Raw genomic sequence first — 11,835 nt, 5'->3', positions numbered from 1 at the left:
TAAAAAACAAACACTACATAATATTCTTAGCCATTATGTTGAGTTATACAATTAACTCTCAAAACAAACAATCTATTAAGGAAGATTTATTGTTCTTATCTAAACAATTTAGAGATTCATTAAACTTTAACGGTAGTTTATTTGTTGCTAAAAATAACGAGGTACTTCTTGGTAAATCTTTTGGTTATTCCAATTTTGAGCACTGTACTAAAATTACCAATGAGACAACTTTTAGAATAGCTTCAGTAAGTAAAATGTTTACTTCGTATGCTATTTATATTTTGGCATCTCAAAACAAATTGAGATTAGAAGATAAAGTTGTAAAGTATTTGCCTAAGTTAAATTCAAAGTTCAATAATCTAAAGATTAGTCATATTTTAAATCACAGAAGTGGTTTAACAAGAACCGTTGATAATTATCTGGAAAATGTACCTCATTTAACATATAGCTCAGATGAAATAATTAATGTAGTTAACAAAACCGACTTAGCATTCCAGCCAGATGAATCGTTTCAATATTCTAATGTTGGGTATAGTATATTGGGATTAATTATTGAAAGCGTAACCAGTCAAAGTTATGGAGAAGCAATGAAAAGTTTAATTTTTTCACCTTTAAGCTTGCATCAAACCTCACACGAAATTGAAGGGCGTGTAATTAAAAACATTGCATCTGGTTATAATTTTTTGGAAGGAGAAACACTTAAAAGCGAGCATGAAAACAAATCGCATGTGTTGGCTGCGGGATCTATTATGTCTTCTATTAAAGATTTATATCGCTTTTCACAAGAAATAATAAAAGGAACGTTACTTACAAAGGAGTTGCATCAACAATATCTTGCATTAGACAAGAACTTTAGAACTCATGGTGGATTAATTACCTGGAACTATTCTTCTAAACTTCCTTTAGAAGAAAAAGAAGGTCAAATAGTAATGCATTCAGGGTTATGTCCTGGGTTCTCAAGTACAGTAGCTATCTTTTTAGAGCACAATTTAGTTGTTATAGGTTTGTCTAATAGAAACCCAATAGACATGTCTAAAATGTATAATAAGCTTGGGAATGTTGCTTTAGGGTTTGAAAAAGAAATAGTTAATACACCAACAATTAATAAACTTAATGCTCTAATTGTAAAAGGAAAACTTAATGAAGCTTTAAAACTGTATAGAACTTTATTGGATAAAGATGATGCTCATAAAATTAAAGCTACAGAGCTTAATAATTTAGGATATAACTATTTGCAATATCAAATGAACAAAAAAGCGATAAATGTATTTACTTTTTTCACCATGGTATATCCAGAAAACGCAAATGCTTATGATAGTTTAGGTGAAGCTTACATAACAAATAATAATACAGATGAAGCCATTAAGGCTTACACAAAAGCAGTAGCGTTAAACCCAAATAATAACCATGCAAAAAGCGTGTTGAAAAAAATTAAACAGTAAATAAAATCACAATGAAGAACATCGTAATAATTTTATTCCTTATGAGAAGTGTAGCACTATACGCTCAATCAAAAGAATATCCAGCACCTGGAGAGTTTGTTGATATTGGTGGATATAATATCCATTTATTAGTGGAGGGCAAAGACAAAAAAGGACCAACGGTAGTATTTTTTCATGGAGCAGGCGATATTGCATTACATTGGAATCTTGTACTACCAAAAGTAGGCAAGTTTGCAACAGCTGTTGCTGTTGATTTTGCAGGAGAAGGCTGGAGTGAACATGGGCACGGGCTAGCATTAAACCAACAAGTATACGATACCTATCAGGCCTTACAAAAAGCTGGCTACAAAGCACCATACATTGTTGTTGGACATTCTTTGGGCGGTATTCAAGCCAATTTGTTTGCTGTAGAATATAAAGATGAGGTAAAAGGAGTAGTCATGGTTGATGCTACACATTCAGATGTAACACTTAAAATCTTTAACAAGGAAACAAAACAAATGGAATGGAAACGCATGCGTTTAACTGCTGACCAGCCCATAAAAGAAGTGGTAAAAACACCATTGACTGAAAAGCCTGAAATAAAATCGTTTCAAGGGAAACGAGACTTTGGAGATATGCTTAAAAAGTTTTCTGATGAAGATAAAGCGCGCTTCAATTGGATTTATAATGAGCGCCCTTTCACTTACGTAAAAGGACAAAGTAATACTTATGAAGCCGAAATCATGCAAAATATGTATCTAAATAAGGGGAAATACACTTTGGATGTCATTCCGTTAATAGTCATTGCTGGAGGAAATAAAAGTATGCCTGAAGGCGATGAAAATTGGAGTTCAGGGCAGTTAGTAAAACATAGAGATTCGTTACAAAAAGATTTACTCAATCTATCTACAAATAGTAAGCTAATTATTGCTAAAAAAAGTGGGCATTACATACAAATTGATCAACCTGAAATAATTGTTAAACAAATAAGACAATTGGTTAAAAATCAATAAGCACAACTGTAACAATTTTATTATGAGGCTATCTTAATTAAAACAAACAGAACAACAATGAATAAAAAAATCTATTTCAATATCATCACTATAGTCTTAATTACTTTTAACGCTCATTCACAAAGCAATATTACTAACCACTTAACTTTTGGTGAGTTTTCCGTAGGCTATAAAGTGTTTCACACCTACGATAATAGCCGCTCTTTCTTCCAAAAATATGATTATTACGGCAATAGAACAGAATACCCAATAGGAAGGCCAATGCAAGTTTCTATTTGGTATCCGTCGAAACTTGGCAATAAATCTAATTACTTACTGTATAAAGATTATATTGGTTTCACGTCATCTGAAATAGACTTTGAAAAAACATCAATAGAAGACAAAGACACTAGTATCAATGCGCTTGTTAATTCCTTAAACAACAAGACAAAACAAGATCAATTAAAAAAAATACTGAATAGCAATACCCATGCTCTTCTAAATGCTGATGAAATCACAGGCGATTTTCCAATCATCATTTATGCTCCACCTATGAATACTTCTGCTATAGATAATAGTATTATGTGTGAATATTTGGCAAGTAAAGGATATGTAGTACTTTCAGTTATGGCAAAGGGTGAATTTTCACAACTTCAACAAAGAAATTTAAACGCTGTTAAAGTTCAAGCTGAAGATTTAGCATTCCTATTACAATATGCAAAAAGAAAATATCCGAGTGATAAAATTGGTGTTTTTGGGTTTAGTTTAGGCGGATTGTCAAATATTGTATTCGCCTCAAAAAATAAAGCTGTAGACGCAACCATTTCATTAGATGGCTCCATCATGTCCCAAGGATGGTTAAGTGACTTCACAAAAAGTGAATTATACAATCCAGAACATTTTACTTCCAATCTACTATTCATTGGTAAAAATTTAAAGTCACCCGATCAAAACCCAGCAACATTTCTTGAAAATGTAAAATATGCTGACAAAGCCTTGATTAGATACGATATTGAAAACCATAATTACTTTTCAGGGTTATTCTTATTGTATGAAATGGTTAATAACGAAACTCTAACTGAAGATGAAAAGGAAACCCATTATAAGTTTTATGCAGAAATGACTAACTATATAGGGCTCTTTTTTGACCACTATTTAAAGGACAAAAATAGTTTTAAAGAGTATGAGCCTATAAGCCATGATTTTAGTTTTCAATTTAAAAAAGGCAAAAGAGCACCTTTAGATCCTAATTCCATAGGACAGTTAATCATTGAAAAAGGGGTTGACTATATTGAAACCATAATCGACTCAACCTTGACCTATGAAGAAGATTACTTAAATACGGTAGACTGGCGAAGTTTGTTTCAAACCGCTAGTACTTTAAGAAATAACAATCAAGTTAATAAAGCCATTAAAACCTTATTATTAGCAGATCGCGTGATGCCCAACTTTTATACAATCCATCGTGAGCTAGGAAACTTATATTTAGAAAACAATAACTCAAATTTAGCTGCAAAGCATTATCAAAAAGCATTAGCTGACAATCCAAGAGACGTAGAAAGTTCAAATGCTTTAAAACAACTAAAAATCAAAATACCAGATTATCATAATACCCGTATTCAGGACCTACAACCCTATCTAGGTAAATATATTGTTGATAGCGAAAGATATAGAGAAGTATATCTTAAGGATGGTAAGCTTTATCTGGAGTCTAATTACTGGGTGGAACCCATTATTTTATGGCCCTATAAAGCAAATGTATTTTTAGTAGAAAGTGATAACCCAAGAGACAATATGCAGATTCTATTTCAGTTTAATACTGATAAAAAAGTTGTTTCGATGAGTATTCGTGGTTTAAATTCAGGAAGGGTAAATGCTCCAAGCATAAAGGAATAATAGATTTTAAACTTATAACCGTGAGAGCCATTTATTCTTTATTAATCAATTTATTTTTAGTGTTTTGCGTGAATATTTTAAATGCTCAAAACCTTAAATTTAAGATCTCAAATAACTATGTTATTCCTTTTGGCAACAATACCGATTTAGTAAGCTTTAATCCGTTATTTAAACTAAATAGTAATGCTGTTGTTAACAAAACAGAGCGTAAATCTATTAAACGTTTACCAGCACATTTAAAAGGAACAGATTTAGTATATGGTTTTTTATTTTTTAAAGGAAACAGTGTTTCAGAATTTGATAACGAAATCACGTTTATAGTTAAAAATTATAACTCTAATACACCCGAAATATTTATTGATAAAAACGGAAATTTAGATTTTACTGACGATGGTTCTCCAATCACTTTTGAAAATGATGAACTTATTGTAGGACTAGAAAATCAGAGTCATAAAGCATCTGCTTATCACTATAAATTAGGAAAAAGTAATATTGCTTCTAATAATGCAAGTAACTTAAAAAATCGTTTTGCATCTAAATATCCTAATTCAGAGATTGTTGATGCTAAATTTTGGTTGACTAATCAAAGACTGTCGGTTAAATTATCTCATCAAACCTTAAATAATAAACCTATAACCATTCTTTTAAATGATGCCTCAACAGATGGTATATATACGTTTGATACCAGTGATTTTGGTGATAGGATTGTAATTACTGAAGGTCATCTAGATTCAAACAAAGACTTAAATGCTGTTTTGCGATTAGGTGAACCTATTGATAAAAATGCAGTGTTTATGTTGTATGGAAAAAAGTATGGTATAAAACATATCAACCCTCAAGGAAGTGGTTTAGAACTTGAAGAAACCAATGTGCGAACCAGAATAAAGACTAAAGTTGGCTCCAAGGTTACAAACCTAGATGTTGAATTAATTGACGGAAGCACTGTTAATCTTAACGATTTTTTAGCTAATAATAAATTTTTATTGCTGGATTATGGAGGCAGCTGGTGTGGTGGATGTATTATGCAAAAACCAACAATTAAAGAAGTATTTAAAACCAATAAAGTAAATATAGTTGGAGTTTTTGATCACGATACCAAAACATCGGTTGCAAATTATGTAAAAAAGCATAATATAAAGTGGCCAGTGGCTTTAATGACACCAAAATTAAAATCAATGTTTTCTATAAATGCATATCCAACATATGTATTAATTGCTCCTAATAGAAAAATTGTAATGATTGATTTAAAATCAGAAAACATACTTGAATATATCAACAAAAAATAATCTGCCATTTATATCTAAAAAATCAATTTTATGAAAAACGCAATCATTACTTTATTTCTTTCATTTATTCCAATCTTTACGTTAGCACAAGCAATTGAGGAAACCATTGACAACGTTTTTTATTCTGAAACAGATACGGTGTATTATAAATGGTCTAACCATCCAAAATTATTTTCTGATGTTTTACGTATAGGAAAATCTATAAGCCCAGGAACGAATACTCAAAAAGGATTAGTGCTAACAGCTTACATAGGTGAAGACAGTTTAAAAATCGTAGCAGATAATTACCCATTTACTAAATATACTTGGGTACAAGTAAAAACACCTAAAGGTGATGCCAAAATAAAGTTTAGGTTTAATTCAGTAACCAATAATTTTTCAAATTTGTATGTTAATGAAAATAAAGACATAGCTACGTTTGAAATCCCTGAAGTATATGAACTAGCCAATATTATTTGGGCATTATCCCCAAGTGGTCAAAGGGCAAGTGATTTAGCATTGGACACAAAATACTACCAAAAGGTTAAGGATTATTTCAGTCCATTTTTAGACCATCCTATTTTTAAAAAATTGAATTTTTCAGGAGATGAATATTTCTCTAAATATTATAGTTTTCGGGAGAATAGTTATATGTATACATTTAATGATAGCAAGATAATTCATAATAATGTTTATTATTATGTTATGGGTGATGATTGGCACAGTTTTACCAATTTATTTTCAGAACTATTGCCTTTGGTTCAAGATTTTTCTGATAAAAGTAACTTCCAGAAATTTTATAGAGAAAACAAACCATATTATAATAATTCGATAAATAAAATGAAAGATCTTTTACCAATTAAGAATATGTAGAATTGGTTGGAGAAAGAGTTTCCAGTAAGAGAATATAATACCTACAGAGTGGTTTTTTCGCCATTAATTAGGAACTCTCATAGCACACAAAATTATGCCAAAATAGTGAACTTCGATACAAAGGAAATTTACAGAGAGTGTTTAATGTTTGTTTGTGGATCAGAGCGATACGACACTCAAACCAAATTAAACCAAAAACAAAAGTCTGGACTAATATCTGGAATTGTTTTTACCGAAATTGACCATAATTATGTAAATCCTACTTCTTCAAAATTCAGAAAAGAGATAGATGAAATTTTTAAGAATGATACTGTTTGGGCTAAAAAAGATCGTTTGACTTACAAAAACCCAATTGAAGTTTTTAACGAATATATGACGCATGCAGTATTTTGTACTTGGGTAAAAGAAACCTATACTAAAGAAAACGCAAAGTTTATTATTCGTGAAAGGGAAGCATTAAATGTAGAAAAAAGAGGTTTTTTTAAGTTTAAAGCATTTAATCAAGAATTACTTAAGTTACGAAGTCTTCATCCAAACTTAACAATAACTCAATTGTACCCTTATATGTTAGATTGGAGTAAACTCCAAGTTTAATTGATTAAAATTTTAATTTTTTAATGCTTAAAGTATATAGTCTTGTTGGCAAACATTATAAAAAACACAATGATAAAATCAATTTATATAGTTGCTCTCTTATTCCTTACGACAGACTCAGCTAATTCTTGTGAGTGTATATGCCCTGATGATTGTTCTTTCAGTGTAGTGTATAATTCAAGAAGCTTTGTAGCTCTAATAAAAGTTGTTTCTTATGTTGACTATCTAGACGAAGGGAAAACACCTTATTCAATGAAAGTTGAAATAAAAAAGAAGTATATGGGAGAAAAAACTAAAGACACAATAAAAATTTGGGGAGATAACGGTCAAGAGTGTCGACCATATATTTCTCATTTCAAAATTGGCGATTATTACTTAATTGCTCCCAAGCAAATAGGTTACCATAAATTAAAAAATGAAGAACCCAAGGGCTATGAATTTTTTAGTTGCTCCACAGATTATTTAAAAGTGGATATTGAAAATGAGAAAGCTTATGGGAATTATTCAAGAAAAAAATCTAAAATAAAACTTTCTGACTTTGAGGAAGAAATGAATAAATAGTAAATTAATAAACACTCAAATGAAACCACTTAAACTCGTAATGATAACAGCTTTGGCTTTAGGGTTTTGCACAGATTTATTTGCATGTGATTGTCCTGAATATCAAATATCTGAAATAGACTCAATTAGTTTTGATAAAAATGAAATTGTGCTAATTGGTAAAATTATAATTATTCAAGAAGACCTTTATGAAATTGAAATTAAAGAAGTATTAAAAGGGAAAGTAGAAAATAAGAAAATAATTGGTGTTTTCTCACTTCGGCAAGGATTTAGAAGTAGCTGTAGTTTTTACCCAAAATACAAGACGGACTTTTTACTATACTTAACTCCAGTACTATTTGACAACCAAATATATTATTATGCTAGCCAATGTAGTGGCAGCAGATCATTAGATCAAAAACAGAAACCTGTAGCTAGTTACGAATCTGATAAACATTTAAAAGATTGGACTGAAGAGTGGTTAGAACAAATGAAAAATAAATAAAAATACTTGCCAGCAAAGCTTATAGCTTATGTTGTGTGAACAGTTATCAGGAAGGTGTTCTGAAACCATAAAAGCAATATTCAAACCGTTAATTTCTGTCAAAATTAGGTTCTAATAGTTGTATTTGAAATTATTAGGTCGTTAAAACTAAATTTAAGGCTTATGTTTGAAGCTTTCATCAATCTAATTTATATCATCATTAAATCATGGCTTTTAATAAACAGTTTATAGTTTTTATTTCATTTCTGCTTTTTGCTTCAATTGTTAATAGTCAAAATAACTCTCTAAATTATAAAATAGCACTTAATGAAGTTGAAAATAAAATAGATATTACATTTTTATACTCACGAAAACAAGTTAATGATACGACTAGATTTGTTATACCTACTAATTTTGATAATAATACACTTGACACACTATCTATTGCTCAAAATATCACACTTAAGTCAACTGGAAGACTTATAAAAAAGTCATTAAGCAATTATGATTATATAGGTACAGCAGAAACTATTGAAATATCTTACACTATTAGTGTCAATAATGGTAATGAAGATTTTTTACCATGTAATGGTAATGACTATTTTTTGCCAATTTTAAATGATAATTTTTTTCACTTTTATTCAGATAAAAGCTTAATACTTCCAGATGCAAAGAACAATTTAAAAAGTCTATATGATGTAAATATTAAATGGGAAAATTTCCCAAACCATTGGCAAATAGCCAATGATTTAGGAGTAATTAATAAAAAGCATAGAGAACTTCAACAATCCGCTCTTAATATAACCTCAGGCAAAATAGGGCAAATGTTATTTTTTGGAGGCGATTACAAAAAGACAACATTTAGAGTGCAAGGTATAAACTTTCACACCTTTGTTTACGGTAAATATAAGTTTCAAAATAACGACGTAATTGCATTGTTAAAAAAGGTAGCTATGACTAATCTAAAACTTTGGAAACAGTTTGATAAAAAGAAAGACTACGTTATAAGTTTAACCCAAAAGGGTGCTGATTGTGGTAAAATTGGAGGTAGAAACATGACTAATTCGTTTGCCGTTTATATGTCTGGAAATTTTACAAAAGAACAACTTCCCTTAATTTTTACAAAAGCATTTACGCATGAGTTTACGCATACTTGGATTGGAGGGAATTTTGTTAGTAATCATCCTAAATGGGAATCCATGCGCTGGTTTGTAGAAGGGTTTTGCGAATACTATTCTATTATAATTAATGGTAAATCAGGAATTCTTCCTAAAGAAAAAGTTATAGAACTTATAAACCAAAATTACATTAAGTACAGAACGTCTCCATACGCACAAGTAGATTTAAATTATTTCTCAAAAAACTTCACTTTTAGTAACGCTTTAGATAAAATAGCCTACACAAAAGGTGCTTCTTTTGCGTTTTATTTAGATGGTTTTATAAGAAATAAATCTAACTCAAAATACACATTAACCGATTATATGCGAGCATTAATACAATCTAATAAAAGTATTAATGGCAATTTAGATTTTGATTCAATGAGCAACTTTGCTAACCAATTTTTACAAATAGATATTTCTGCATTACTAAACACTTACATTCAAAAAGGAGAAGTATTTGCTTTAGAATCTCCGTTAGTAAAATCTTATAAAAAGACAAAAGTTACCTCTTTAGATTATGGCTTTGATTTTATTGAAAGTGCAAAAAATCAAACTATTATAGGTGTTAAAAAAGGTAGCGAAGCTTATAAAAATGGCTTACGAAATGGACAAAAATTAATAGCTATTAAAAGTTTTTCAAACTCTATTTCTGATGCTATAACTCTAGAGGTTGAGCATGCCAACAAAACAGTAGAAATAACATATTTACCTAAAGGAAAAGTCCAGGAAATTGAAATTATTAAAGACTTAAAAGAATTTTATTAAGCATTTAAAAGCAAGATTATAAATTTAGATATGAAAAGAACAAGATTACTATTAAGCACAAAGGAGACCTTTTTAAAAAAGGAAGCAAAAGTTAAGAACTTTATATTTTTTATATGTCTCATCTGTTTTTCAAAAATCAGTGTAGCTCAACAATTTAAGGAGTTTAACGATAGTACTACAAACACAAAAAGTATAACCACTAGCTATTTTAATGCTTATATGGATTTAAACTTCGAGTCCATGAAAAAATTAATGCATAAAGATATTTCATTTTATGACCCAACATCAAAATACATTTTTGGTAGTATTAAAGTTATAGGCAAGGATGAAGTTTTTAAAAACTTTGTAGGTAATTATTCTGCTATTATAGATTTTAAGAAAAGTAATTTAGAATCATTTTTTTCAAGTAACACAGGCGTATTCAAATTTAATTTATCATGGAAATTTAAAGAAGCCGATAACAAAGTAGTTACAATTAAAGACATGCCTCTTGTTGTTGTATTAACTGTAGAAAACAACAAAGTAATTTCACATGTTGATTATGGCGACTACACATATTTTGTAAAACAAATAAAGAAGTTAGACCAATAGGTACAAAATGAAAATTTCAATAAAATAATTATTTCTTGCTTGAAAGCGTTACTTTATTAATTCATAAGTTTAAATTAGTTTTTCAGATTGTAAAAATTCATGGAGTTAACTGGAATTTTTGAAATAATTCTTTTAGGTCTTGGAGTATCTTTCATCGGTATATTTGTAAGTCCCTTTTTTTTATCAAAGACTAATTTTAAAATACAACGATATTTCTTTCTGTATCTATCAATTTTAAGTGTTGTGCTTGAGCTAGTCTACAAATCGCTATTATATAGCGGTATAATTAGGTACTATCCTAATTTATTTTTACCTGAACGCTACTTTAATCTTACAATATACCCCTTGCTTTTATTTTTTGTGTGGACGTTTACTAAAAAAGATTTTAAACTTAAGAAGCTACATATTGTATTGCTATTTATAGTACTTTTTTTTGGTGTATACCCTTATATAAACAGTTTATTGATACCAACAGATTTAAAAAGGCAAATGATAGCTAGGTTTTATGAAGATAGTAGGCCTGGCCCTTTTAATTACTGGTCAACCTTAAAAACCTTGTTTCAAGGTACTCTACTGCCCTTGTTTTTTTTAATCACTATGTTCTGGTCATTTGCACAATTTAAAAAAGCAAACATAAATATTAAAAATGCACGTTTGGTTAATTTAGTTCTGACAACAGTTATTATATATTTTTGTTATAGTCAGTTTTCAAATCTTATTTACAAAGGCTTATATGTTTTAACACAATACTCAATGATAGAATGGCCAGTAGATATTATTTTTTTATCATCATTATGCATCCTGTTTTGTGTGTTAGCTATGAAAGTGAATACAGGAAGCACCTTTTTTCCTGAACAAAAATATGCCAATAGTTCTATAAAAAGTAATATCTATGATGGCCTTATTACAAAAGTTAAAAATAGCATTGAAAGCAAAAAATTATATTTAAATGGTAAGCTTACATTAAACGAATTGGCAAAATCAGTAAATACCAACCCTAAATATTTATCACAAGCCATCAATCATAGTTTAGAATTAAGCTTTGTAGACTTTATCAATAAGTATAGAGTTGAAGAGTCAAAAAAACAGTTGTTAAAAGCAGATAATTCTATACTTACTTTGGAAGCCATCGGACTAAAGTCTGGATTTAATTCTAAATCATCTTTTTTTAGAGCATTCAAAAAGCACACCAATCTTACGCCTAAACAATTCATAGAAACGAAAACGAGTATCAATTCTTGAACTGCCTCT

Annotated in this window: 11 protein-coding genes; all 11 read left to right on the top strand. The window is 29.6% G+C overall.

The features are described 5' to 3' along the window. Positions 1 to 35: 35 nt before the first annotated feature. The 11 genes from ACN5J3_RS01985 (at position 36) to ACN5J3_RS01935 (ending at position 11,826) form a co-directional block, all read left to right on the top strand. Positions 36 to 1,442 (top strand): serine hydrolase, encoded by a 1,407-nt coding sequence (locus ACN5J3_RS01985; RefSeq protein ID WP_418510588.1) that lies wholly within the window; start codon positions 36 to 38, stop codon positions 1,440 to 1,442. An 11-nt stretch (positions 1,443 to 1,453) separates the two neighbouring features. Beyond that, positions 1,454 to 2,437 (top strand): alpha/beta hydrolase, encoded by a 984-nt coding sequence (locus ACN5J3_RS01980; protein WP_418510587.1) that lies wholly within the window; start codon positions 1,454 to 1,456, stop codon positions 2,435 to 2,437. Positions 2,438 to 2,494: 57 nt separating this feature from the next. Continuing rightward, the gene (locus ACN5J3_RS01975) at positions 2,495 to 4,312 is read left to right on the top strand and encodes a dienelactone hydrolase family protein (RefSeq protein WP_418510586.1); all 1,818 of its coding nucleotides are present in this window, start codon (positions 2,495 to 2,497) and stop codon (positions 4,310 to 4,312) included. A gap of 20 nt (positions 4,313 to 4,332) precedes the next feature. Then, positions 4,333 to 5,598 carry a TlpA family protein disulfide reductase gene (locus tag ACN5J3_RS01970; protein WP_418510585.1) on the top strand — a complete coding sequence of 422 codons (1,266 nt, stop codon included), beginning with the start codon at positions 4,333 to 4,335 and terminating at the stop codon, positions 5,596 to 5,598. A 30-nt stretch (positions 5,599 to 5,628) separates the two neighbouring features. Beyond that, positions 5,629 to 6,450, top strand: coding sequence for a DUF4932 domain-containing protein (locus ACN5J3_RS01965; protein ID WP_418510584.1), 822 nt, complete (start codon positions 5,629 to 5,631; stop codon positions 6,448 to 6,450). Positions 6,451 to 6,555: 105 nt separating this feature from the next. Then, the gene (locus ACN5J3_RS01960) at positions 6,556 to 7,044 is read left to right on the top strand and encodes a hypothetical protein (RefSeq protein ID WP_418510583.1); all 489 of its coding nucleotides are present in this window, start codon (positions 6,556 to 6,558) and stop codon (positions 7,042 to 7,044) included. Between the two features lie 69 nt (positions 7,045 to 7,113). Then, positions 7,114 to 7,605: a hypothetical protein gene (locus tag ACN5J3_RS01955; RefSeq protein ID WP_418510581.1), complete on the top strand. Its 492-nt coding sequence runs from the start codon at positions 7,114 to 7,116 to the stop codon at positions 7,603 to 7,605. A gap of 19 nt (positions 7,606 to 7,624) precedes the next feature. Continuing rightward, complete coding sequence (locus ACN5J3_RS01950) at positions 7,625 to 8,089, top strand: hypothetical protein (RefSeq protein WP_418510580.1); 465 nt, start codon at positions 7,625 to 7,627, stop codon at positions 8,087 to 8,089. 206 nt (positions 8,090 to 8,295) lie between these two features. Continuing rightward, positions 8,296 to 9,993 carry a M1 family aminopeptidase gene (locus ACN5J3_RS01945; RefSeq protein ID WP_418510578.1) on the top strand — a complete coding sequence of 566 codons (1,698 nt, stop codon included), beginning with the start codon at positions 8,296 to 8,298 and terminating at the stop codon, positions 9,991 to 9,993. Between the two features lie 240 nt (positions 9,994 to 10,233). Continuing rightward, entirely contained in the window at positions 10,234 to 10,584 is a 351-nt protein-coding gene (locus ACN5J3_RS01940; RefSeq protein ID WP_418510577.1) for a nuclear transport factor 2 family protein, read from the top strand. Between the two features lie 753 nt (positions 10,585 to 11,337). Next, on the top strand, positions 11,338 to 11,826 hold the full coding sequence (locus ACN5J3_RS01935) for a helix-turn-helix domain-containing protein (RefSeq protein ID WP_418510576.1): 489 nt from the start codon (positions 11,338 to 11,340) through the stop codon (positions 11,824 to 11,826). The last annotated feature ends 9 nt before the right edge of the window (positions 11,827 to 11,835 follow it).

Source organism: Corallibacter sp. (genome assembly GCF_048381695.1).
GTDB lineage: Bacteria > Bacteroidota > Bacteroidia > Flavobacteriales > Flavobacteriaceae > Corallibacter > Corallibacter vietnamensis.
The sequence above is the reverse complement of the archived record's forward strand: the minus strand, read 5'-3'. Positions and strand labels throughout refer to the sequence as shown.

Bases quoted from the DNA above. Each gene is read 5' to 3' on its own strand.
- ACN5J3_RS01985 (WP_418510588.1), top strand. From the start codon at position 36: ATGTTGAGTTATACAATTAACTCTCAAAACAAACAATCTATTAAGGAA.
- ACN5J3_RS01980 (WP_418510587.1), top strand. From the start codon at position 1,454: ATGAAGAACATCGTAATAATTTTATTCCTTATGAGAAGTGTAGCACTA.
- ACN5J3_RS01975 (WP_418510586.1), top strand. From the start codon at position 2,495: ATGAATAAAAAAATCTATTTCAATATCATCACTATAGTCTTAATTACT.
- ACN5J3_RS01965 (WP_418510584.1), top strand. From the start codon at position 5,629: ATGAAAAACGCAATCATTACTTTATTTCTTTCATTTATTCCAATCTTT.
- ACN5J3_RS01955 (WP_418510581.1), top strand. From the start codon at position 7,114: ATGATAAAATCAATTTATATAGTTGCTCTCTTATTCCTTACGACAGAC.
- ACN5J3_RS01950 (WP_418510580.1), top strand. From the start codon at position 7,625: ATGAAACCACTTAAACTCGTAATGATAACAGCTTTGGCTTTAGGGTTT.
- ACN5J3_RS01945 (WP_418510578.1), top strand. From the start codon at position 8,296: ATGGCTTTTAATAAACAGTTTATAGTTTTTATTTCATTTCTGCTTTTT.
- ACN5J3_RS01940 (WP_418510577.1), top strand. From the start codon at position 10,234: ATGAAAAAATTAATGCATAAAGATATTTCATTTTATGACCCAACATCA.
- ACN5J3_RS01935 (WP_418510576.1), top strand. From the start codon at position 11,338: ATGATAGAATGGCCAGTAGATATTATTTTTTTATCATCATTATGCATC.